This window comes from Amycolatopsis sp. 195334CR, from assembly GCF_017309385.1.
In the GTDB taxonomy this organism is placed as follows: Bacteria; Actinomycetota; Actinomycetes; order Mycobacteriales; family Pseudonocardiaceae; genus Amycolatopsis.
Genome location: NZ_JAFJMJ010000003.1, coordinates 991,733 through 1,015,297 on the forward strand (window position 1 = coordinate 991,733; position 23,565 = coordinate 1,015,297).

The window sequence follows — 23,565 nt, forward strand, 5'->3', positions numbered from 1 at the left end:
CTCCCGTCATCGCGGCACCCTCGGCAACCCCAGTCCGGCGGTGGCGATCAGCTCGCGCTGGACCTCGTTGACCCCGCCGCCGAAGGTCAGCACCAGGTTGCGCTTGGCCAGCCGGTCGAGCAGTTCGGCCAGTTCGGCGGTCTCCGGATCGGCGAGGTCCCCGTGCCGCCCGACCACCTCCTCGCACAGCCTGCCGATCCGCTGCACCCGCTCCGAGCCGAGCACCTTGGTCGCCGAGGCGTCCGCGATGTCCACACCGGACGGTTTGGCCACCGAGGCCACCTGCCAGTTGAGCAGTTCGTTCACCCTGGTCACCGCGCGCGTCTCGGCCAGCACGGCCCGCACGTCGGGCAGGTCCAGCAGCGAGTTCGCCGCCGCCCACGCCCGCACGCGGTCGTACAGGCCGCCGATGCGCCCGGCCGGGCCGAGCATCACGCGCTCGTGGTTGAGCTGCGTGGTGATCAGCCGCCAGCCCCGGTTCTCCTCGCCCACCAGCCGGTTCACCGGCACGCGCACGTCGGAGAAGTAGGTGGCGTTGGTGTGGTGGGCACCGTCACAGGTGATGATCGGCGTCCAGCTGTAGCCGGGATCGGTGGTGTCCACGATCAGGATCGAGATGCCCTTGTGCTTGGGCGCGTCCGGATCGGTGCGCACGGCGAGCCAGACGTAGTCGGCGTCGTGGCCGCCGGTGGTGAAGATCTTCTGGCCGTTGACCACGTACTCGTCACCGTCGCGGACCGCGGTGGTGCGCAACGAGGCGAGGTCGGTGCCCGCCTCCGGTTCGGTGTAGCCGATCGCGAAGTGCAGTTCGCCGTCGAGGATCTTCGGCAGGAAGAACTCCTTCTGCTCGTCGGTGCCGAACGCCTGCAGGGTGGGGCCGACGGTCTGGAGCGTCACCGAAGGCAGCTGCACTTCGGCGCGCGCCGCCTCGTCGGCGAAGATGTGCTGCTCCAGCTCGCCGAAGCCGCGGCCGCCGTACTCCTTCGGCCAGCCGACGCCGAGCCAGCGGTCGCGGCCCATGCGCCGCACGATCTCCCGGAACACCTTGCCGTGGCGCTCGCGCACCATCGCCCGGCGTTCCTCCGGTGAGACCAGGCCGGCGAAGTACGCCCGCAGTTCGTCGCGGAGCTGCTGTTGTTCCGCGGTGAGTTCGAGGTGCATCAGGCCCTCCCCGCCAGCTCGCCGAGCCGGTGTGCGTGGCCGCCGAGGAACCGCACGAGATCCTTGGCGGCGGCCGAATAGCGGTGCATCGGATAGCTCGTGTCCACGCCGAGGCCGCCGTGGAGGTGGTGGCAGATGCCCATGGCCAGCGGCACCTGCTCGGTGGCCCAGTACGCGGCGACGTCGAGTTCCTCGTCGGCGTCGCGGCCGGTCGCCAGCCGCCAGATCGCCGAGGTGGTGCTCAGGTGCACGGTCCGCGAAGCGATGTAGACGTCGGCGATCTGCTGGGCGACGGCTTGGAAGGCGGCCAGCGGCCTGCCGAACTGCACCCGCTCCCCGATGTGCTGGGTGGTCAGCTCCAGCGCGCCGGCGAGCAGGCCGTCGAGCGTGGCGAGCGTGCCGGCGATGGCGAACCGGTGCACGCCGTCGAGCGTGCCGCCGAGCAGGTTCCGTTCGTCCAGCGGGACTTCCGCGAAGGTCAGCCGGTGCTCGGGGGTGCCACCGGAGTGGTACGACTCCTCGACGGTCACCCCGGGTGCCTTCGGATCCACCAGGAACACGCCGGTGCCGACCGGCAGCGAGGCGGGCACGAGGATCCGCGTGGCTTCGGCGGCGCGGGGTACCGCGGTTTTCATGCCGTTGAGCAGCCAGCCGCCGTTCGCCTGCGACGCCGTGGTCGACGGTCGCGACGGGAACGGTGCCGACGGCTCGTGCAGCGCGGCGGTAAGCACTTCGGTGCCGTCACCCACGCCGGGCAGGAACGCGGCGCGTTGTTCGGGGGTGCCGAAGGCGTCGAGCGGCAACGCGCCCAGGGCGAGCGCGGGCAGGGCCGGGACGTCCGCGGCGGCGCGGCCGATCTCGGTGAGCAGGGCGCAGACTTCGGCGACACCGAGCCCGTCCCCGCCGAGGTCGGCGGGCAGCGAGAGGGCGAGCAGGCCGGACTTGGCCAGCGCGGGCCAGGAATCGGCTTCACCACGCAGGATCTGCGCCGCCAGTTCGGTGACCGCGGCCTCGTGCGCACCGGGGGTGAAGTCCACTCGGGCCTCCTTGCTCCTTGCGCCGGGATCAAACTGAAACCTGTTCTAGTTCTAGCCCGGATCCGGTGCTACGGCAAGCCCCCGCGGAAGGTCGTCCGGTAACTGCTCGGCGAAACGCCCAGCGCGGCCTGCAGGTGCTGGCGCAGGGAGGAGGCCGTGCCGAAGCCTGCTTTCTCGGCCACGCGGTCCACCGGGAGGTCGGTCTCCTCCAGCAGCTGGCGGGCGCGTTCGACGCGTTGCTGGGTGAGCCAGCGCGCCGGGGGCATGCCGACCTCGTCGGCGAAGCGGCGGGTGAAGGTGCGCACGCTCATCGACGCCTGCTTCGCCAGGTCGTGGCGGGTGAGCGGCCGGTCGAGGTGCGCCAGCGCCCAGGCCCGCGCGCCGCCGGTGGCCGAGGCGCGCTCCGCCGGTACCGGGCGCGGGATGTACTGGGCCTGGCCGCCCTCGCGGTGGGGCGGCACCACTGTGGTCCGCGCCACTTCGTTGGCCACCGCGACGCCGTGGTCGCAGCGGATCATGTGCAGGCAGAGGTCGATGCCCGCGGCCTCGCCCGCCGAGGTGAGCACGTCGCCGTTGTCGGTGTAGAGCACGTCCGGGTCCAGGTCGACGCGCGGGTACAGGCGGCGGAAGTCCTCGGCCGACTTCCAGTGCGTGGTCGCCCGCTTGCCGTCGAGCAACCCGGCGGCGGCCAGCACGAACGCGCCGGTGCAGATCGAAGCGATGCGCGTCCCGGGCCGGATGCGGGCGAACGCGTCGGCCAGCTCGGCGGAGAGTCGGCCGTCGGTCTCGGTCTCGTCGGGCTCGTGGGAGGCGAGGATGAGGACGGTGTCGGCCTTCTCCAGCACCTCCGGCCCGGCGTCGACGTGGATCGGGAAGTCGGCGTCGGTGCGGACCTCGCCGGGGGTGAGTGCGCAGGTCACGACCTCGTAGAGGGGCTCGCCGCCGGGCGCGGCGGCCCGGCCGAACATCTGGTGCACGATGCCCAGCTCCAGCGGCATCACCCCGTGACGCACGAGAGCGGCGACGCGTGACATGGCCCAATTCTGGCACATGTTGTCCTTTGGGCCACTCGTGCTGGTGGGCCGGTGGTTCGGAGGATGGGGGTCATGAACGTGCTTTGGGTTTTCGCGCATCCGGACCAGGCCTCGCTCAGCGGCGTGCTGCGTGATGAGGGCGTGCGGGCGCTGGTCGAGGCCGGCCACGAGGTCCGGATGTCGGATCTGTACGCGATGAAGTGGAAGGCCGTGGTCGACCGGGACGACTTCCCGGAGGAGACCGCTTCGCGGACGATCGCCGCGGCCTCCCGGCAGGCCTACGACGACGGCACGCTCAGCGCCGACATCCGTGCGGAGCAGGAGAAGCTGCGCTGGGCGGACACCGTGGTGCTGCAGTTCCCGCTGTGGTGGTACAGCATGCCCGCGATCATGAAGGGCTGGGTGGACCGGGTTTTCGTGAAGGGCTTCGGGTACGGCGTGAGCGACCCGTCGTCCGGCCGGACCCTGCGGTACGGCGAGGGCGTGCTAGCCGGGAAGCGGGCGCTGGTGGTGCTGACCGCGGGCAGCCGGGAACCGGCGTTCGGGCCGAGGGGGATCAACGGGCAGCTGGACCTGGCGCTTTTCCCGTTGCTGCACGGGACTCTGTGGTACACGGGGATGGACGTGCTCCCGCCGGTGGCCATCTACGGTGCGGACCGGGTAAACCCCGCTCAGCTGGAGGCGGCGTCCTCCCTGGTCCGCTCGAAGGTCCTCACCGCCGGGACCGACGCGCCCCTCCCGTACCGCACCCAAAACGGCGGCGACTACGACTCGGACCTGGTCCTGCTGCCGCACCACTCCCCCGATTCGACGGGCCTCGGGGTGCACTACCACTCGGTCTGACTCCACGCCCTCGCCCCCCGGCCACTCCGCCCAGCCACGCCCTCCCGGCCGCGCCCTCCTGGCCGCCTCCCGGCCGCGCTGTGAATGTGGCTTTCACTGCGGATTCGGCAGTGAAAGCCACATTCACAGCACCAGACGCGGGCGCACCGGAAGCGAGAAGGCACGGCTCAGGTGAGGGGCGCGCCGCAGATGAGGAGGCGCGGCGGGCAAGGGCGCCAGGCAAGGACGCGCGGGCTGGGTGCGGGCGAGGCATGGGTCAGGCGAGCAGGCGCGCCGGAGGCTCAAGGTGAGGGGAGGCGCGGGGCTGGGTGCGGGCGGGGCGCGGGTCAGGCGAGCAGGCGCGCCGGAGACTCAGGGCGCGGGGAGGCGCGGGTCAGGTGAGCAGGCGCGCCGGAGGCTCGGTTGAGGGGCCGCGGGTCAGGTCAGGTGGACCAGGGCGGCCAGGTCCGCATCGCTCAGAGAGGTTAGCCAGTCTTCCCCGTGGCCGATGATGGCGTCGGTCAGGGCGCGTTTCCTGGCCAGCAGGGTGGCGACGCGTTCCTCCACGGTGCCTTCGGCGATCAGGCGGTGCACCTGCACCGGCCGCTCCTGGCCGATCCGGTGCGCGCGGTCCGTCGCCTGGTCCTCCACCGCCGGGTTCCACCAGCGGTCGTAGTGGATTACCTGCGTCGCGCGGGTCAGGTTCAGGCCGACCCCGCCTGCCTTCAGCGACAACAGGAACACCGGCACCTCCCCCGACTGGAACCGCTGGACCATGCGGTCCCGCTCCCCCACCGGCACCGAACCCGACAGCACCTGCACCGGCAGCCCCCGCTCGCGCAGCCACCCCTCCAGCAACCGGCACATCGCCACGTACTGGCTGAACACCAGCACCTGCTCCCCCGCCTCCAGCATCACCTCCAGCAACTCCTCGACCGCCGCCAGCTTTCCCGACCGGCCGTCGAGCGCACCCGGCTCCTTCAGGTACTGCGCCGGGTGGTTGCAGATCTGCTTCAGCTCGGTCAGCAGCTTGAGCACCTGCGCCCGCCGCGTGATGCCGCTGGTGTCCTTGATCGCGGCCAGGTTCTCCCTGACCACCGCCTCGTACAAGGTCACCTGCTCGCGGGTCAGCGGCACGAACAGATCGGTCTCGGTCTTGGCGGGCAGCTCCGGCGCGACGTCCGGGTCGGTTTTGCGCCGCCGCAACAGGAACGGCCGCACCACCGCGGCCAGCCGATCGGTCGCCGCCTGGTCGGCGTGGCGTTCGATCGGCCGGGCGAACCGCTGCCGGAACCGTTCGGCGGTGCCCAGCAGCCCCGGCGTTGTCCAGTCCAAAATGGACCACAGCTCGGACAGCCGGTTCTCCATCGGCGTGCCGGTCAACGCGATGCGTGCCGCCGAGGGCAGTTTGCGCAACTCCCGCGCGGTCTTCGACAGCGCGTTCTTCACCTGCTGCGCCTCGTCTGCGGCGACCAGTCCCCAGTCCACTGTGGCCAGTGTCGCGCGATCACGCAGCAGCACCCCGTAGGTGGCCAGCACCACCTCGTTCCCGGCCAGCCCGTCGAGGCTGCGCTTGCCCCCATGGAACTGGCGCACCGGCACCGACGGCGCGAACCGCGCGAACTCGCGCTCCCAGTTGCCCAGCAGCGACGCCGGGCACAGCACCAGCGTGGGCCCCGCCCGCCGGTGCAGGTGCAGCGCGATCAGCTGGATCGTCTTGCCCAGCCCCATGTCGTCGGCCAGGCACCCGCCCAACCCCAGCTCGGTCATCCGCACCAGCCACGCCAGCCCGCTCAGCTGGTACGGGCGAAGCGTGCCGTGCAGCCCTTCCGGCGGCTCCACCACCACCTCGGGCGCGGCGCGGATCCGCTCCAGCAGGCCGGTGAGCACCGACGGCGTGGCGAACTCGACCTGCTCACCGTCCACTTCGAGCGATCCGGTGAGCGCGGCGGCCAGCGCGTCCGCCTCGCTCACCGGCGCCCGCGCCCGCAACCTCGCCAGCAGCAGCGAATCCGCCCGCACCCAACGCCCCCGCAACCGCACCAGGGGGCGTTTCGCCTCGGCCAGCGCGGCCACCTCGGCGTCGGTCAGGTCCTCGTCCCCGATGCTGACCTGCCACCGGAAGTCGAGCATCCGGCTCAGCGTGAGCTGCGCCGGCGAATCCGACGGCACCCGCACCGACGCCCGGATCTTCGGCACGCCCTCGAACAGATCCTTCGGCCACAGCACCTCGATGCCCAGCGGACCGCCACCGCGCAACAACGCCACGACCTCGTGATCGGCCAGCTCGACCACCCCGCCCACCGCCCGCGCCAGCGGCGGCCACGCCACCGCCCCACGCCGCAACGCCAGCGCCACCCGCACCTGGACGTGCTCACCGAACAACGAGCGCACCACTTCCGGCGCCTCGCCGAACTCGGCCACGTCCAGCACCAACCCCGGATCGCTCCCACGCACCGCGAGCACCCCGGCGAAACCGTCGTCCACCGGTTCCACCCGCAACACCAGGCGCACGGACTCGTTCTCGGCGAGCAGATCGGCGATGGCGTCCCAGACCGCCCGCACCAGCGACTCCGGCGAGTGCAGCCGGACCCGTTTCAGCCCCGACAACGGCAGCGCGAGCGCCTCCGGCGGCAGCGCTTCCGCCAGCTCGGTCAGCCGCAGCGCGTCGTCCACTTCGAGCGGCCCGGCCCGCCAACTCGTGCCGTCCGGCTCGACCCGGCCTCGGGCGACCAGGTTCAGCCCGGCCGCCACCACCTCGGCCCACGCGGTGACCGTGGCGCTGGCGTGCTCACCGGCGCCGAGCAGCACGCGGACCGCCTCGGCCACGGGCAGCACCGAGGCGGCCACCTGGGTGCGGCGGTAGGCCTGGTCCTTGGGCAGGACCAGGTCGATCGGCGTGTCACCGCCGCCGTGCCCCCACAGGGCGAGCACACCGTCGCGAGGCGGGTCGGACGGCACGAAGAGGGCCTGGGTTCCGGGAGCGAGCTCCATGGCGGTCACCGTAGGACGCGCCCCCGACAATTACGCGCGAGGGAGGCCCAGCAGGCGTTCGGCGGCCACGTTCCGCAGGACCTGGGTGGTGCCGCCGGCGATGCTCAGGCACCGCGAGACGAGGAACTCGTACTGCGCCGCCGCGGTGGCTTCCCCTTGCAGGCCAACGACTTCCATCGTGGTCTCGGCGACCTCCTGCCGGTGCCGCACGCCGATCAGCTTGCGCACGCTGGATTCCGGGCCGGGGTCCTGCCCGGCCAGCTGCCGCAGCGTGCCGCGCAGTCCCAGCAGCGAACCGGCGGCCCCCTCGGCGATCAGCGCGCCGAGCCGGTCCAGCAGCACCGGGTCCTCGGTGCCGCGCAGGTGCTCGACCAGTCGTTCCACGCCCTCGCCGACCAGCGTGCCCGAGCCCATCGCGACCCGTTCGTTGGCCAGCGTGGTGCGCGCGAGCCGCCAGCCGCCGTTCACCGCACCGACGACCTGCTCGTCCGGCACGAAGACGTCGTCGAGGAACACCTCGTTGAACCGCTCTTCCCCGGTGATCTCCCGCAGCGGCCGGACCTCGATGCCGTCGGCGCGCATGTCGACCAGGAAGTAGGTGATGCCGCGGTGCTGCGGGGCGTCCGGATCGGTGCGCGCCAGGCAGATCGCCCAGTCGGCTTTGTCCGCGAGCGAGGTCCACACCTTCTGCCCCGAGATCCGCCAGCCACCGTCGGCCCGGATCGCCTTGGTGCGCAGGGAAGCCAGGTCCGAACCGGCGCCCGGTTCGCTGAACAGCTGGCACCACGTGATCTCCCCGCGCAGCGTCGGCCCGACGTACTTCTCGCGTTGCGCGTCGGTGCCGTGCTCCAGGATGGTGGGCGCGGCCCAGGCGCCGATGATCAACTCCGGCCGGGTCACCCCCGCGCGGTCCAGTTCGGCGTCGATGACCAGCTGACGGGCCGCGGTCGCGCCGAGGCCGTACGGCTCCGGCCAATGTGGAGCGAGCAGGCCGGTCTCCGCCAGCTTCACGCGTTGCTCCGCACGGGGCAACGCGGCGATTTCCTCGGCCAGCGCCCGGATTTCCGGGTCGGAGGCCGTGGTGGAGTCGCCTTGGCGGCGGACTCCGCCGAGCGCGAGTTCAGCGGCCCGGCGCCGCCAGTACGCGCCCCCGCCGAGCACCTGGCGCATGGTGATCGCGCGGCGCAGGTACAGGTGGGCGTCGTGTTCCCAGGTGAAGCCGATGCCGCCGAGCACCTGGACGCAGTCCTTCGCGTTCTCCACCGCGGCGTCGAGCGCGAACCCCGCGGCGGTCGCGGCGGTGAACTCCCGCTGGCCGCCGTCCGCCGCGCGCGCCGCGTCCCAGGCCAGCGCGGCGGTGGCCTCGGCCCGGCAGAGCATTTCCGCGCACAGGTGCTTGATCGCCTGGAACGACCCGATCGGGCGACCGAACTGCTCGCGGACCTTGGCGTAGTCGACCGCCGTGCGCAGGCACCACTGCGCGATGCCGGCGGCTTCGGCGGCGGCCAGCGCGGCCGCGAGTGCCCGGACATCACCCGATACGGGGATCAGCGCGTCGGCGGGCACAGCCGCGCCCGTGAGCCGGATCACGCCCAGCGCGCGGGAGGTGTCCATCGATTCGACGGCGGTGATCTCCACGCCGGGAAAGCCGGGCGGCAGCACGAACCACTGGTCCCCCGCGGTCAACAGCAGGTGCGCGGCCGGACCGGCGTCCAGCACGGGCGCGGTTTCGCCGGTGACCAGCAGGCCACCGTCCACTCCGGGCAGTGCGGTCAGCGGGGACCAGGACACCGCCGCGGTCGCCGAGCCGTCGGCCAGCGCGGGCACGAGTTCCTTGGCCGCCGGGGTGTCCGCCGCCCGGCCGAGCACCAGCGCGGCGAGGAGGCCGCCGAAAACCGGTCCCGGCACCAGCGCTTCGGCGGTGGCCTCGAGGCCGGCGACCGCGTCGGCCACCTCGGCTCCCGCGCCGCCGAGCGCCTCCGGCACGGCTACCGCGAACAGGCCGATGCGCCCGAGCGGGGCCAGGCAGGCCGGGGACGCGCCGTCCGCGCGGAGGCGTTCCACCGGGTGGTCATCGGCCGCCCACGCCCGGATCGAGTCCGCCAGCGCCCGCTGCTCCTCGGTGATGGCGATCGGCACGGTCCACCTCCACGTTCACGCCGATAAGTAGAACGTGTTTCACTTTAGGCCGTCAAGGCCCCTGGTTTGAACCCCCGGTCTGGTTGGGTATTCTCCAGGGAAGAATTGGAACAAGTTTCGACCGGACCGGGGGAGCCGCCCGATGGCCAAGCAGAAGGCCCCCATGGGCACGCTGAACGGCGACGAGCTGGGCTCGGCCGCCCAGCGCGACCGTCGCAAGCGGATCGTCGACGCCACGCTGGCGCTGGCCTCCAAGGGCGGCTACGACGCGGTGCAGATGCGGGCCGTCGCCGAACGCGCGGACGTGGCGCTGGGCACCCTGTACCGGTACTTCCCGTCGAAGATCCACCTGCTGGTTTCCGGGCTGGCCAGGGAGTTCGAGCGCGCGCAGGAGAAGCTGCAGCGCGGCGCCATCCCCGGCGACACGCCGACCGAGCGGCTGATGTTCGTGCTGGGGCGCAACACCCGGCTGATGCAGCGCGACCCGCACCTGACCGAGGCGATGGTGCGCGCGTTCATGTTCGCCGACACCACCGCGGCCACCGAGGTCGAGCACGTCGGGCGGCTGATGGAGAACATGTTCGCCACCGCGATGGGCATCGACGACCCGACCGAGGCCGACCGCGACATCTTCCACGTGATCGCCGACGTCTGGATGGCGAACCTGGTCGCCTGGGTGACCCGGCGGGCGTCGGCCGCGGACGTGGCGAACCGCCTCGAACTCTCGGTGCACCTGCTACTGGACAAGTGAGGCTCGCGCCCGCACCCACGCCACGATTTCCGGTCCGACCGGCCATCCCACGGGGTCCAGCGCCTCGTAGTAGGCGATTTCGGCATCGAGTTCCGGCGACGGGCCTCCGTCGACCATGAGCATGATCGGATGGCCGAGGCCCGAGGCGAGCGGTTTCGCCGGGTCGCGGACCATGGCCAGGAACTCGGCACGGTCGGTGAGGCGCAGCAACAGCGGCACGGCCTGCTCGCGCAACACCTCCGCGATAACTTCACCGCACCTCGGGTCTCCCGGTGAGAACCGCCACAGATCCGTCGACGGTGCCCAGCCGGGCCGCACGACCTCTTCTGGCGCGTCCACCCGTCCCTGCCACAGACCGTCACCGGGCGCCGGGTGGCGAATGCTATGAGTGGGGCATTACTTGCGTTGATTGCAAGTAATGCCCCACTCATAGCAATCAGGCGTGCAGCTTCGGCAGGACGTCCCGGCCGAAGACCTCGATCCACTCCTTCTGGTTCCGCCCCACGTTGTGCACGTAGATCCGGTTGAACCCGGCGTCGACGTACTTCTGCAGCGACGCGCGGTGCACGTCCGGGTCGGACGAGATGACCATGCGGCCTTCGAAGTCCTCCGGCCGCACCAGCTTCGCCATCTGCTCGAAGTCGAACGGCGAGCGCACGTCGGCCTTCGGGAACTTCATGCCGCCGTTGGGCCACTGCTCCATCGCGTTGGCCAGCGCCTCCTCCTCGGTCGGCGCCCACGACAGGTGGACCTGCAGCAGCTTCGGCATCGCGTCCGGGTCCTTGCCCGCCTTCTTCGCGCCCTTGCCGAAGTTGTCCAGGATGCCGGCCAGCTTCTCCAGCGAGGCACCCGGCGTGATCAGGCCGTCGGCCAGCTCACCGGTCTTGCGCGAGGTGTACGGCCCGGCCGAGGCGATGTAGATCGGCGGCGGCGCGTCCGGCAGCGTCCACAGCCGGGTGGTGTGCAGCTTGAAGAACTCCCCGCTGTGCTTGACGTCCTGCCCGCTGAACAGCTTCCGGATGATCTCCAGCGCCTCGAACATCCGGCGCACCCGCTCCGGCGCCTCCGGCCAGTACCCGGCGATGATGTGCTCGTTGAGCGCCTCGCCGGAGCCGATGCCGAGCCAGGTCCGCCCCGGGTAGGTGGCCTCCAGCGTGGCCGCGGCCTGCGCCACCACCGCCGGGTGCAGCCGGAACGACGGGCAGGTCACGCCCGGCCCCAGGTCACCCGTGGTGTTCTCGGCGAGCGAGGCCAGCACGCTCCAGACGAACGAGGCCTCCCCCTGCGCGGGCACCCACGGCTGGAAATGGTCGGCGGCCATCTGGCCGGAGAACCCGTGCTGCTCGGCCAGTGCGGCCAGCTCGATGGACTCCCGCGGCGAGAACTGCTCCAAAGCCGCCGCCATGCCGATCTGAACTTCAGTCACGAACGCTTACCCCTTCTCACCGTGGTACTCCGCCAACCTACTCCGCTCACCGGAATCCGCCCGCGAAGGCGGCGAACTCGTCCAGCTTGCGCAGCGTTTCCGACTCCGGCAGCGTCGGCAGCAGCAACGACAGCCGGTCGACCCCGGCCTCGGCCAGTGCGGCCACGTCGTCCGGCCTGGCCGGTGCGCCGAAGATGGTGGCGGGCACGTCCGGGCGGCCCTGCTCGGCCAGCCAGGACTTGACCCGCCGGATCTCCGCCGGCGAAGTGCCGGGACGCGGCAGCCAGGCGTCTCCGTACTTCGCCAGCCGCTCCAGCGCGCGCTCGCTCTCACCACCGATGTAGATCGGCGGGTGGGGTCGCTGCACCGGTTTCGGCCAGGAGAACACCGGGTCGAAGTCGACGTGCTTGCCGTGGAACTCGGCCTCGTCCTCGGTCCACAGCAGTTTCAGCGCCTGGAGCTGCTCGTCCAGCAGCGCGCCGCGGGTGCGCGGGTCGGTGCCGTGGTTGCGCATTTCCTCGCGGTTCCAGCCCGCGCCGACGCCGAACAGCACCCGGCCGCCGGAGATCAGGTCGAGGCTGGCGACCTCCTTCGCGGTGTGGAAGAGGTCGCGCTGGATCAACAGGGCCACGCCGGTGCCGAGCAGCAGGTTCGAGGTGGTGGCGGCGATCGCGGCGAGGGTGACGAACGGGTCGAGCGTGCGGTAGTAGATCCGCGGCAGGTCACCGCCACCCGGGTACGGCGACTCCCGGCTCGCCGGGATGTGCGAGTGCTCGGCGAGGAAGAGCGAGTCGAAACCGCGCTCCTCCAGCGCCGGGCCGAGCACGCCGGGGCGGATGCCCTCGTCGGTCACGAACGTGGAGATGCCGAAGTCCATATTCGTGGCGAACCAGGACCGCCCCGGCGGTTATTCCCGTCCGGGTGAGTTGGTCAGCGGGTCCGGAGATCCCAGCGGCGGTGCTTCGGCGTGCTGATCGGCGCGGTCGCCGGCTCGTTGCGGGCGGTGCGGTCGGTGACCGGCTCGGTCACCGCGGTGGTCTCCCCCGTGGTTTCCCGCGGGGTCTCGCCGGTGGTTTCGGCGGGCACCTCCTCCACCGTGCGCACCACCTTGCGCGCCGGCAGCAGGGCCATCACCAGGCCGAGCAGGGCCAGCCCGCCGTGCAGCCAGTTGTCGGCGGCGTTGATGTGCAGCGGGTCGCCCATGCCGGAGATCGGGTTGGTGGCGATCACGCCGGTGATCATCAGGCCCCAGACGAACACCGCGCCGTAGCCGATGAGCAGGAGCCAGCCGTACGTCCTGGCCAGCCCGGAGGCGGTGGCCATCAGCACGCCGAGCAGGCCGCTGAGCACGTGGAGCACGTTGTGGAACGGGTTGATCGCGAAGCCGAGCAGGGTGCCGTGCGAATGCCCGGCGAAATCGCCGAAACCGGTCCTGACCAGGCCGACTATGCCGAACACCAGGAACGCCAGGCCGACCAGCCCGGCCAGCAGCTGGACCGGCTGGAGACCGGCCCGGTGGGGACGGAGGGTTTTCGCGGTGGTCGCGCGAGCCATGACCTTCTCCCATCACGGAATGCGGATAGGCACGATTACCCCGGGCTTTCCGCTGGCAAACCGCCTACCGTGGGGGCATGCCAGCCGACCTGGACCTGCTCCGGCGCCTCGCCGTGGAAGAACACGGCCTCGCCACCATCTCGACCGTGCGCGCGGACGGCACGGTCCACTCGTCCGTGGTGAACGCGGGCCTGATCGACGACCCCGTGAGCGGCACGCCGTCGGTCGGCTTCGTCGCCCGCGGTGACGCGCTCAAGCTGCGGCTGCTGCGCACGGCCGGGCACGCCACCATCGTCTTCCGCCGCGGCTGGAACTGGGCGGGGGCGCAGGGCCCGGTGCGGATCATCGGGCCGGACCACCCCGATCCCGGGTTCTCCCAGGACGAGCTGCCCACGCTGCTGCGCCAGGTGTTCCGCGCGGCCACCGGCACGCACGACGACTGGGACGAATACGACCGGGTGATGGCCGCCGAACGGCGGGCCGCGGTCTTCATCGCGGCCGACCGGCTCACAGGAAACGGCTGAACCGGGCCTGCACCTCGTCCGCGATCCCTTCGGCGTCGCGGGTGCCGTCCACTTCGATCACCGGAACGCCGAACTCGCGCGCCCGCCGCACCGCGTCCGCGGCGACCAGACGGTCGCGGGCGAGCCGGTTCCGTTGCGCCCGTTCGGGATCGCTGACCGGCACGCCGAGGCTGCCCGCCCGCGGCAGTTCGCGGACCTGGCGGTCGCGGAACTCCTCGGTGGGCACCAGCACCACCATGCGCTCCGCCCCGAACGCGGGGACCACCAGTTCCGGCCGCAGTCCCCAGCCCTCGACCAGGATCGGCCGCGGGGACACCAGCGAGCGCAGGTCGTCGAGTGTCCATTCGAAACGGTCGGGGAAGCCGCCGAGCACCTCGGCGGCCATCTCCTCCGGCGTGGTGGTCACCCACCGCTGTTCGTCGTCGATCTCCGGCAGCCCACGCCGCAACCGGCGCAGCAGGTCGCGTTCGTGATGGGCGCGCAGGCCCTGGTAGTCGTAGTGGAACGCGGTGAGGCCGTGCCGTTCGGCGAGCAGGCGCGCCACGGTCGACTTGCCCGCCCACTGCGCGCCACCGAGCCACAGCGCGCGCCCCAGCGTGCCGAACGGGTCGGCCGTCACACGTTCCGCCGGTACTGCCCGCCCACCTCGAAGAACGCCTCGGTGATCTGGCCCAGCGAGCACACCCGCGCGGCGTCCATCAGCACGCCGAACAGGTTCTCGTCCCCGCGGGTCGCGGCCTCGCGCAGGGTGCGCAGGGCCAGCTCCGCCTCGGTGCCGTTGCGCTGCTGGAAGTCGGCCAGTCGCCGCAGCTGCGACTCCTTCTCGTCCTCGGTGGCGCGCGCCAGCTCGACCTCGACCTCGTCCTCTTCGGGGTGCGGGTTGCGGAAGGTGTTCACCCCGATGATCGGCAGCGTGCCCTCGTGCTTGAGGCGCTCGTACAGGATCGACTCGTCCTGGATGCGGCCGCGCTGGTAGCCGGTCTCCATCGCGCCGAGCACGCCGCCGCGCTCGGAGATCCGGTCGAACTCGGCCAGCACGGCCTCCTCGACCAGGTCGGTCAGCTCGTCGATGATGAACGCGCCCTGCAGCGGGTTCTCGTTCTTCGACAGGCCCCATTCCTTGTTGATGATCATCTGGATGGCCATCGCGCGGCGCACCGAGCTCTCCGACGGGGTGGTGATCGCCTCGTCGAAAGCGTTGGTGTGCAACGAGTTCGCGTTGTCGTAGAGGGCGCACAGGGCCTGCAGCGTGGTCCGGATGTCGTTGAAGCTCATCTCCTGCGCGTGCAGCGACCGGCCCGAGGTCTGCACGTGGTACTTGAGCTTCTGCGAGCGCTCGTTGGCGCCGTAGCGATCGCGCATGGCCACCGCCCAGATCCGCCGCGCCACCCGGCCGAGCACCGAGTACTCCGCGTCCATGCCGTTGGAGAAGAAGAACGACAGGTTCGGCGCGAAGTCGTCGATGTCCATGCCGCGCGCCAGGTACGACTCCACGTAGGTGAAGCCGTTGGAGAGGGTGAAGGCCAGCTGCGAGATCGGGTTCGCCCCGGCCTCGGCGATGTGGTAGCCGGAGATGGACACCGAGTAGAAGTTCCGCACGCCGTGCTGGATGAACCACTCCTGGATGTCGGCCATCATGCGCAGGCTGAACTCGGTGGAGAAGATGCAGGTGTTCTGGCCCTGGTCCTCCTTGAGGATGTCGGCCTGCACGGTGCCGCGGACGTTGCGCAGCGCCCACTCCCGCAGCTCGGCGGCCTCCTCGGCGGACGGGTCGCGGCCGTGCTCGGCCTTGAACGCGTCCATCCGCTGGTCGATCGCGGTGTTCAGGAAGAAGGCGAGAATGGTCGGTGCCGGGCCGTTGATGGTCATCGACACCGAGGTGCTCGGCGCGGTCAGGTCGAAGCCGTCGTAGAGCGCCTTCATGTCCTCGAGCGTGGCGATGGACACGCCGGAGGTGCCGACCTTGCCGTAGATGTCGGGACGGGTGTCGGGGTCGTGCCCGTACAGCGTCACCGAGTCGAACGCGGTGGACAGGCGCTTGGCGTCGGAGTCCGAGGACAGGTACTTGAACCGGCGGTTGGTGCGGAAGGCGTCGCCCTCGCCGGCGAACATGCGGGCCGGGTCCTCACCCTCCCGCTTGAACGGGAAAACCCCGGCGGTGTAAGGGAAGTAGCCGGGCAGGTGTTCGCGGCGCAGGAACGAGAGCAGCTCACCGGTCTCGGTGTAGCGCGGCAGCGCCACCCGCGGGATCTTGCTGCCGGACAGGGTTTCCCGCCAGAGCTGGGTGTGCAGCTCCTTGTCGCGGATCTTCACCACCAGCTCTTCGGCGCGGTAGGACTCGGCCAGCTCGGTCCACTGCTCCAGCAGCCGCCGAACGTCACCGTCGACCTTCGCCGCGGCCCGTTCCGCCAGCTTCTCGATCGCGGCGACGTCGTCACCGGCGTCGGCCAGCGCGGTGCGCGCGGCGTCCAGGTGCTCCTGCTGCCGCACCGCCGCGACCTGGTCGATCGTGCGCTGGTGGTAGCCGCGCACGGTGTCGGCGATGTCGGCGAGGTAGCGGGCCCGCGAGGACGGGATGATCGTGCTGGCGTCGGTGGACACCTTGCCCTCGACCCTCGGCAGCACCCCGGCCGAGACCGTCAGGCCCTTCTCGGCCAGTTCGTCCCGCAGTTTCTGGTACAGCGCGGTGACGCCGTCATCGTTGAACTTGGCCGCCGAGGTGCCGTAGACCGGCATGTCCTCGGGGGCGGAGCCGAACGCCTCGCGGTTGCGCACGAGCTGTCGGGCCACGTCGCGGCGCGCGTCCTCGGCCCCGCGGCGCTCGAACTTGTTGATCGCCACGGCGTCGGCGAAGTCGAGCATGTCGATCTTCTCCAGCTGCGACGCGGCGCCGAACTCCGGCGTCATCACGTACAGCGCGTGGTCCACGTGGTCGACGATGCCCGCGTCGCCCTGGCCGATGCCCGGGGTCTCCACGATCACCAGGTCGTAGCCCGCCGCCTTGCAGGCCAGCACCGACTCGTCGAGCCCGGCCGGGATCTCACCGCTGGTGGTGCGGGTGGCCAGCGAGCGGAAGAACACCGGCGAGCCGTCCAGGCAGTTCATCCGGATCCGGTCGCCGAGCAGCGCGCCACCGCCGCGCCGCCGCGACGGGTCGACCGCGAGCACCGCGATCCGCAGCTTGTCCTCCTGGTCGAGCCGGAACCGGCGGATCAGCTCGTCGGTCAGCGAGGACTTGCCCGAACCACCCGTTCCGGTGATCCCGAGCACCGGCACCTGGCGGTTCGCCGCCGCCTCGGTGATCGCGGTGAGGTGCTCCTCGGGCAGCGTGCCCAGCTGCAGCCGGGTGATCGCGCGGGCCAGCGCGGGGACCTCACCGGAGAGCAGCTTCTCCACCGAGCCCGCCCCGGCCTCGGACAGGTCCGTGTCGCACTCGCGGATCATCAGGTTGATCATGCCGGGCAGGCCGAGCTGCTGGCCGTCCTCCGGGGAGAAGATCCGGGCCACCCCGCGCGAGTGCAGTAGGTCGATCTCCTCGCGCACGATGACGCCGCCACCACCGCCGTAGACCCGGATGTGGCCGGCACCGCGCTCGTTGAGCAGCTCCACCAGGTAGCTGAAGTACTCGACGTGCCCGCCCTGGTAGGCGCTGATGGCCACGCCCTGCACGTCCTCCGAGATGGCCGCGGTGACCACCTCGTCGACCGAGCGGTTGTGCCCGAGGTGCACCACCTCGGCGCCCTGCGACTGCAGGATCCGGCGCATGATGTTGATCGACGCGTCGTGCCCGTCGAACAGGCTGGACGCGGTCACGAACCGGACGGGGTGCGCGGGCTGGTGCAGCTCGGTGGTCATCCCTCCAAAATACTTGGACTTCCTACTATTTTGAAGGCCGCCACGATCGTGTGAGCAGATTCACCAGACTTCTACCGGACCCCGGCCGCGACCCCGCCGCGGCGGGCCAGCCACTGCCGCATGGCGTACTCGACCATGGTGATCAGGGTCTGCTTGGTGGACTCGCGATCACGGGCGTCGCACTTGACGATCGGGATGCTGGGGTCGATCGAGAGCGCCTCGCGCACGTCCTCGACCGAGTGCGAGAGCTCGCCGTCGAAGCAGTTCAGCCCGATGATGTAGGGCAGGCCGCGGTCCTCGAAGAAGTCGACCGGCGCGAACGAGTCCGCCAGGCGGCGCGTGTCGGCCAGCACCACCGCGCCGATCGCACCGCGGACGAGGTCGTCCCACATGAACCAGAAGCGCTGCTGCCCCGGGGTGCCGAACAGGTAGAGGATCAGGTCCGAGTCCAGCGAGACGCGGCCGAAGTCCATCGCCACCGTGGTGGTGGCCTTGTTCGGCGTCGCCCGCAGGTCGTCGACACCGGTACTGGCCTCGGTCATCATCGCCTCGGTGGTGAGCGGCACGATCTCCGACACCGACCCGACGAAGGTCGTCTTGCCGGCGGCGAAACCGCCGGCCACCACGATCTTCGCCGAGGTCATGGTGCCGGGCGCGCTCTCCCGCGGAGCCTTAAAGCCGACGGAGTCCACTCAAAACCCTTTCCATCAAGATCAGATGTGCCTCGTCGTTCTCGCTGCCGGAGGCGGTCTTGTGCACGATGACCAGGCCGGCGTCCGCGGCATCACTGATCAGGACCCTGGCCACACCCAGCGGCACCCGCAACGTCGAGGCGAGCTCCGCGACGGAACGGGGGGTCCGGCATTCTTCCACGATCGAGGTCTGCTCGATCTGGTCGGGCACGAAGGAGGCGAGCTCCTCGGTGTTGGTGGAGATCAGGGTCTCCAGTTCGAGCACGTGGTTGGCCTTCGTGCGCCCGCCGGTCAGGGCGTACGGGCGGACGATGGCGGTCTCTTCGGCCGCCGATGGCGGTTCCGGCACGGGCGGGGGCCGGTAGGCCGGGTGGCCGTGGGGCGGCGGCACGCGCCGCTGCTGGCCGGTGTCGAAGAGCGGGTTGTGCGGGGCGAGGATCTCGGCGACGGGCGCCGGCGGGGGCGTCATCGCGTCCCCCCGCGTTTCAGGCGGTGGTGCGTCAGCTGACTGAACATGAGCATGACCGTCCTTGTCCTTCTTGCGCTTACGACGTCCACGACCGGAATCCAGGGTGAAGCCGTTGAGGACGTCGGCGAAGGTGCCGTCATCCCGCTCGCGCCCGTATTCCGGTCCCGTGCTCATCGGGCCATCATCCCACCGGCTCGCCGATCAGCGAACCGCCCGCTCCCTGCAGCTGGGCGCGGAGCTCCGGGGTGAGGATCTGGCCGACCCGGTCCACGAGCATGGTCATCTCGTAGGCGACCTGGCCGATGTCGCAGTTCGGGGCAGCGAGAACGGCCAGGCACGAACCGTCGCTGATGGACATCAGCACCATGATGCCGAGTTCCATCTCCACCACGGTTTCGTTGACCGCGCCCGCTTCGAAGCAACGCGCCGCGCCCTGGGTCAGGCTGACCAGTCCGGAGGCCACCGCGGCGAGCTGGTCGGCGCGGTCCAGCGGCAGCCGGTTCGATGAGGTCAGCAGGAGCCCGTCGGCGGAGACCACCACGGCGTGCGCGACACCGGGGACCCGCTCGGCGAAGTCGTTGACCAGCCAGCCGAACTGGTTCTGGGGCTGGGCCGAACTAGGGGAAGTCATTCACCCTCCACTTTCTCTGTTTTCCCGTCCGCGGCGGCCTGAGCGTTGTGGTGCCGCCCGCGGCGGACGCCCTGCTGGAAACTGCTCAACCGGCCGCGCACATCATGCGGGTCACGACCCGGCCGCGGTGCGGCGGCCGGGGTAGCGGGTGCGGCGCTGCCCGGGACCAGGTGCTCACCACGCCGGCGGCGGGGCAGGCCCGCCGCGGTGAAACTCGACGGCGTCGCCTCGGCGACGGCCTGCGCCGCCTGCCAACCCTCGTCGGTGCCGAACCCCTTGGCCACGGGCCGCGTCTCGGCTGTGCCCTCGGCCCGGCCCCGGGCAGCCTGGGCGGCGGTGGCCCCGGACTGGGCGGTTTCCGCGCCCGCCTTGGCGGCGGCCTGGTTCTTGGCTGCCTGGGTGGTGGCCTGGTTCTTGGCTGCCTGGGTGGTGGCCTGGGTTTCGGGCGCCTGGGTTTCGGTGGCTGCCTGGGTTTCCGCGCCGTTCTTGGCTTCCTCGGGCGTGTCCCGCGGGGTGGCCTTGGTGGCGGTCCGCGTGCTGGTCTTGGCCGCGGCCTTGGCACCCGGTTCGGCCTTGGCCGGGGACGTGGCCTTCGTGCCCGGCTCGGCCTGCGCGGTGGTACCCGGCTCGGCCTGCGCGGCACCCGGCTCGGCCTTGGCCGGGGGCGTGGCCTTCGTGCTCGGCTCGGCCTTGGCAGCCGTCTTGCGGGTGCCTGCCTTCGGCGCGGCCTTGGAGCCGGACCTGGCTCCCGTCTTCGGGGTGGCCTCGCCGGTTGCCTTCGCGGTGGCACCTATCGCGGTGGCTCCGCCGGGCTTCGTGGCGGCCTCGGTGCCCTTCGCAGCCCCGCCAGGTTTCGTGGGGGCCTCGGTGGCCTTGGCGGTCGCCCCTGCGGGCTGCCCGGTGGCGGGCTTCGCGGCGGCATCCGTGGGTTTTGCGGTGCCCCCGCCGGGCTTCGCGGTGGCGTCGGTGGGCATCGCGGGGGTGTCGGTGGGGCCGGGCTTCCCGGGCGGCTTCGGGGCGACACCCCGCGTTGTGTCGAGGCGGGTCGGTTCTGGGGCGGGCGCCGGGCCGAGAGGAACCTGCGCGATGGCGGGCACCTCAGCGGACGGCTCCTCCGGCACCGCGCGCCCGGTCTCCTGCCGGCCGCGGTTGACGCCCTGTTGGAAGCTGCTCAACCGCCCCCGCACGTTTGCCGGGTCGCGGACCGGAAGATCCGTGCCCTTGACCACCGGCACCGGGGTGGACGCCGCCGCGCTGCCGGGCAGGAGCTTCTCACCGCGCTGCCGGCGGGGCAGGCCCGCCGCGGTGAAGCTCGACGGCTCCGATTTGGACACCGCCTCCACCGTCCGCCAGCTTTCGTCGGACGGGAAGTCCCACTCCGGCTCGGCTTCGGCGGGCTCCGGATCAACAGCCGCCTTGCCGTTCGTCACCGGCGCGGGCTCGTCGGCCGGCTCGCTCTTGCGGAACCAGGCCGACAGCATCGCGTCGAAGATCGGCGTGTTCTCCGGCAGCTCCGGCTCCGGCTCGGGCCTCGGCTCCGGCGTGACCGAGGCGGCCCACCAGTCGCTGAGCACCCCGCGCGTGGACTCGGTGTCCTGAGTGGACACGAACAGCGCCTTGCCACTGGGCAACGTCGCTTCGCTGTCGCTCTCGGCGGGCTTCGGCTTCGAGGTCAGCGGCGCGGCTTCCGGCTCCTCCGGCACCACCGTCACCGGGATCTCTTCGGTCGGCGTGATCGGGCTGAACAACGCGGTACCGGAGATCTCCGCCGGCGACGGCGCCTCCTCCCCGCTCAACCGCCGCTCCAGCGCACTGCCCTTGGCCGGCGCGGGCACCGGCGAAGACGCGGGCAGCACCCCGGACCGGTTGGCGCCGTTGGGCTTCCGGCGCGGCAGCGCCCCGGCGGGCTGGCTCGGCGACGGCACGGACTGCGCCGGCGGCTCCAGCCGCGGCCGGGTACCGGTACCCGGGATCGCGTCCATCACCAGCTCGGCGGGCACGGTCACGGTGGCGCGCACGCCGACGATGTCCCGGCCGCCGTGCAGCACCACGCCGATCCCGTGGCGCCCGGCCAGCCTGCCGACCACGAACAGCCCCATCCGCCGCGACGTGGCCAGGTCGACCGAACCGGCTTCGGTCAGCCGCGTGTTGGCCTCGGCGACCTCCGCCTCGTTCATCCCGATGCCCTTGTCCAGGATGTCCACCGAGAGCACCCGGTCCTCCGAGAGCCGGGTCGCCACGGTCACCTGGGTCTCCGGCGCGGAGAACGCGGTGGCGTTGTCGAGCAGTTCGGCGATCAGGCGCATCAGGTCGCTCGCCGCGTACCCGACCACCCTGGCCGGTGGCGGTGGCTGCACCACCACCCGCTGGTACTGCTCGATCTCCGAGACCGCCGCGCGCAGCATGTCCGTTGTGGACACCGGCTGCCCGGACCGGCGGGCCGGTTCGGCGCCGGAGAGCACCATCAGGTTCTCGTTGTTGCGGCGCATCCGGGTGGCCAGGTGGTCCAGCTGGAACAGCGTGGCCAGCTGGTCGGCGTCCTCCTCGTCGCGCTCGAGCCGCTCGATCAGCTGCAGCTGCCGCTGCACCAGGCTCTGGCTGCGCCGGGACAGGTTGACGAACACGCTGCTGTACCCGGTGCGCATCGCGGCCTGTTCCACGGCAAGGCGCAGCGCCTGGCTGTGCACCGCGTCGAAGGCGCGGGCCACCTCACCGACCTCGTCCTTCACCGTCACCGGAACGGGTGACACGTCGGTGCTCTGCGGGCGGCCCTCCTGGATGTTGACCACCGCGGCGGGCAGTTGCTTCTCGGCGATGTCCAGCGCGCTGGCCCGCAGCACCCGCAGCGACCGCAGCAGCTGGCGGGTGATCAGGAAGACCACCGCGGCGGCGAGCACCAGCGCGGCGAACAACAACACGGTGAGCACCCCGGCGCCGGTGCTGGCCTGGTCGGCCAGGTTCGCCGACACCGAGCTGAGCTGCCCGCCGATCCGGCCGCTGACCTCGGACAGCCGGGAGCCGACCGCGGTCGAGCTGTCCGTCCACTGCTGGGCCGAGGTCTCGCGCAGCGCCTCCTCCGGCGACCGGCCCTGCTCCCCCAGCGCGCTGCGGACCAGCGTGGCGCGGGTTTCGAAGCTGGGCCCGGCGACCGTGGTGTCGAAGTCCTGGCGCTGCTCCTGCGAAGCCGCGGCGCGGAAGTCGGCGAGCCGGTCGGTCAGGCGCACCTCGGTGGTGCGCAACTGGTTCAGCTCGGCGGGCGAGAGCGTGCGCCGGGCGATGCCGTAGCCCACCAGCGCCTGCGCCAGCGACACCTCTTCCTTGGCCACCAGCAGGTCGTGCAGCGCGGTCGGCGTGCCGCCGATGGCGTCGTCGCTGACGCCCGCGGTGAGCGCGGTGTCCAATTTGAGCAGTCCGGTGGTCACCGCGGTGTACTCGGTGATCGCCTCGACCGGTTCCAGCTGCCCGCCGTCGACCTGCTCGCGGATCTGCGTCAGCCGCGAGACCTGCGCGTCGGCCTCCTTGGCCGCGCCGACCACACCGGTGTCCAGCGCGGTGGCCCGCTCGATCGCGGAGTCCAGTCCGGGCAGCGCGCCGTCGGTGCGCAGGCGGATCTCGGCCAGCTCGGGCGAATCGCGCACCGTCGTCTGCACCAGCAGTTCGGCCGTGCGCACGCGCTCGGCCTGCAGGTGTTCCAGCGTGGTGCGGACCTCACCGCCGAGGGAGACCAGCCGGTCCATCCGCTGGTAGCTGCTCGAGCGCTCCACCTGGCCGCCGATGGTCAGCACGCCGAGCACGATCGCGATGAGGATCGGCACCAGCGTCACCGCGGCCAGCTTGACCGGCAGGTTCCAGTCGCGCCAGCGCGCCAGCGAGCGCCATCTGGACGGCCTCCGGGGTGGCCGGCCGAGCAGCTTTCCAACAGGCACTTGGCCTTCTCCTGCACCAGTCACGAAAGTGACTCCCTGTTCGCCATCGTCGAGCACGTCGATCCACACCCGGCGTGCGGCCACCGGCTTCGCTCAGCTGCTGCGGCTCGTGCATCGCCCCGAGCGGATGCACGGCACAACGCAACATGCCATCTGCACGTGCACGGGGACAACAGCAGCACCCAATCGATCACAAAAGTCAGCGTGGTGCCGGAATCGTACACCAATAGTGTGATTGTTCGAACGGCTCAGCAAACAGGGACTGACCTGCAAAAATGGCGATCGGGGCGGCCGGGCGGCCGGACATTGCGCACCCGGACGGGCGGCGGCCGGAATTCCGGTTACAGACCTCACCCCTTTCCCCGAACGCCGTGTCACCCACATAGCCCAGCACCCGCTGTCACCACCGGCAAACTCATACCTACCGTGCCACTTGGACCGGACTTGAGCTGCAATTTATCCCCGATGATGTGGTGTTGATCCTGGTTCAACGGAAGTCGGGATCTTCTTTCCATCCACTGTCGTGAATGGAGAATCATTCCCGCGGAGC

18 protein-coding genes are annotated in these 23,565 nt (G+C 71.2%); 3 read left to right on the forward strand and 15 right to left on the reverse strand.

Going from position 1 to position 23,565, the window contains the following annotated elements; genetic code table 11:
* Positions 1-6: 6 nt before the first annotated feature.
* The 3 genes from JYK18_RS41840 to JYK18_RS41850 form a co-directional block, all read right to left on the reverse strand.
* Positions 7-1,161 (reverse strand): acyl-CoA dehydrogenase family protein, encoded by a 1,155-nt coding sequence (locus tag JYK18_RS41840; protein ID WP_206809502.1) that lies wholly within the window; start codon positions 1,159-1,161, stop codon positions 7-9.
* Complete coding sequence (locus JYK18_RS41845) at positions 1,161-2,198, reverse strand: acyl-CoA dehydrogenase family protein (RefSeq protein WP_206809503.1); 1,038 nt, start codon at positions 2,196-2,198, stop codon at positions 1,161-1,163. Before JYK18_RS41845 ends, JYK18_RS41840 begins: the two co-directional genes overlap by 1 nt.
* Positions 2,199-2,266: 68 nt before the next feature.
* Positions 2,267-3,232, reverse strand: a complete 966-nt coding sequence (locus JYK18_RS41850; RefSeq protein WP_206809504.1) for a GlxA family transcriptional regulator — start codon at positions 3,230-3,232, stop codon at positions 2,267-2,269.
* Positions 3,233-3,304: 72 nt separating this feature from the next.
* Between JYK18_RS41850 and JYK18_RS41855 the strand changes: the two genes are divergently transcribed.
* Positions 3,305-4,075, forward strand: a complete 771-nt coding sequence (locus tag JYK18_RS41855; protein ID WP_206809506.1) for an NAD(P)H-dependent oxidoreductase — start codon at positions 3,305-3,307, stop codon at positions 4,073-4,075.
* A gap of 417 nt (positions 4,076-4,492) precedes the next feature.
* On the opposite strand, the gene JYK18_RS41860 is transcribed toward JYK18_RS41855, so the two are convergent.
* Together JYK18_RS41860 and JYK18_RS41865 are read right to left on the reverse strand one after the other, a co-directional pair.
* On the reverse strand, positions 4,493-7,048 hold the full coding sequence (locus tag JYK18_RS41860; protein WP_206809508.1) for a DEAD/DEAH box helicase: 2,556 nt from the start codon (positions 7,046-7,048) through the stop codon (positions 4,493-4,495).
* A 30-nt stretch (positions 7,049-7,078) separates the two neighbouring features.
* Complete coding sequence (locus tag JYK18_RS41865; protein WP_206809510.1) at positions 7,079-9,187, reverse strand: acyl-CoA dehydrogenase; 2,109 nt, start codon at positions 9,185-9,187, stop codon at positions 7,079-7,081.
* Positions 9,188-9,329: 142 nt separating this feature from the next.
* Between JYK18_RS41865 and kstR the strand changes: the two genes are divergently transcribed.
* The gene (kstR, locus tag JYK18_RS41870) at positions 9,330-9,938 is read left to right on the forward strand and encodes a cholesterol catabolism transcriptional regulator KstR (protein WP_206809512.1); all 609 of its coding nucleotides are present in this window, start codon (positions 9,330-9,332) and stop codon (positions 9,936-9,938) included.
* On the opposite strand, the gene JYK18_RS41875 is transcribed toward kstR, so the two are convergent.
* The 4 genes from JYK18_RS41875 to JYK18_RS41890 all read right to left on the reverse strand — a co-directional run bounded on the left by JYK18_RS41875 (position 9,924) and on the right by JYK18_RS41890 (position 12,918).
* Positions 9,924-10,172: a hypothetical protein gene (locus JYK18_RS41875; protein ID WP_206809514.1), complete on the reverse strand. Its 249-nt coding sequence runs from the start codon at positions 10,170-10,172 to the stop codon at positions 9,924-9,926. The genes kstR and JYK18_RS41875 overlap by 15 nt on opposite strands.
* A gap of 202 nt (positions 10,173-10,374) precedes the next feature.
* Positions 10,375-11,364, reverse strand: coding sequence for a TIGR03557 family F420-dependent LLM class oxidoreductase (locus JYK18_RS41880; protein ID WP_206809516.1), 990 nt, complete (start codon positions 11,362-11,364; stop codon positions 10,375-10,377).
* Between the two features lie 46 nt (positions 11,365-11,410).
* Entirely contained in the window at positions 11,411-12,241 is an 831-nt protein-coding gene (locus JYK18_RS41885) for an LLM class F420-dependent oxidoreductase (RefSeq protein WP_206809517.1), read from the reverse strand.
* A gap of 53 nt (positions 12,242-12,294) precedes the next feature.
* A complete protein-coding gene (locus JYK18_RS41890) occupies positions 12,295-12,918 on the reverse strand; it encodes a DUF4383 domain-containing protein (RefSeq protein WP_206809518.1) in 624 nt (207 codons plus the stop codon).
* Positions 12,919-12,995: 77 nt separating this feature from the next.
* Between JYK18_RS41890 and JYK18_RS41895 the strand changes: the two genes are divergently transcribed.
* Positions 12,996-13,442, forward strand: coding sequence for a pyridoxamine 5'-phosphate oxidase (locus JYK18_RS41895; protein ID WP_206809519.1), 447 nt, complete (start codon positions 12,996-12,998; stop codon positions 13,440-13,442).
* On the opposite strand, the gene JYK18_RS41900 is transcribed toward JYK18_RS41895, so the two are convergent.
* The 6 genes from JYK18_RS41900 to JYK18_RS41925 form a co-directional block, all read right to left on the reverse strand.
* Positions 13,426-14,061, reverse strand: coding sequence for a hypothetical protein (locus tag JYK18_RS41900; RefSeq protein WP_206809520.1), 636 nt, complete (start codon positions 14,059-14,061; stop codon positions 13,426-13,428). The two genes, JYK18_RS41895 and JYK18_RS41900, sit on opposite strands and share 17 nt — an antisense overlap.
* The gene (gene icmF, locus JYK18_RS41905; RefSeq protein ID WP_206809521.1) at positions 14,058-17,297 is read right to left on the reverse strand and encodes a fused isobutyryl-CoA mutase/GTPase IcmF; all 3,240 of its coding nucleotides are present in this window, start codon (positions 17,295-17,297) and stop codon (positions 14,058-14,060) included. The genes JYK18_RS41900 and icmF overlap by 4 nt, the downstream gene beginning before the upstream one ends.
* 71 nt (positions 17,298-17,368) lie before the next feature.
* On the reverse strand, positions 17,369-17,941 hold the full coding sequence (locus JYK18_RS41910) for an ATP/GTP-binding protein (RefSeq protein WP_242584010.1): 573 nt from the start codon (positions 17,939-17,941) through the stop codon (positions 17,369-17,371).
* 28 nt (positions 17,942-17,969) lie between these two features.
* Positions 17,970-18,632 (reverse strand): DUF742 domain-containing protein, encoded by a 663-nt coding sequence (locus JYK18_RS41915; protein WP_206809523.1) that lies wholly within the window; start codon positions 18,630-18,632, stop codon positions 17,970-17,972.
* Positions 18,633-18,639: 7 nt separating this feature from the next.
* Entirely contained in the window at positions 18,640-19,089 is a 450-nt protein-coding gene (locus JYK18_RS41920; protein WP_206809524.1) for a roadblock/LC7 domain-containing protein, read from the reverse strand.
* Complete coding sequence (locus tag JYK18_RS41925; protein ID WP_206809525.1) at positions 19,086-23,015, reverse strand: nitrate- and nitrite sensing domain-containing protein; 3,930 nt, start codon at positions 23,013-23,015, stop codon at positions 19,086-19,088. Before JYK18_RS41925 ends, JYK18_RS41920 begins: the two co-directional genes overlap by 4 nt.
* Between the last annotated feature and the right edge of the window lie 550 nt (positions 23,016-23,565).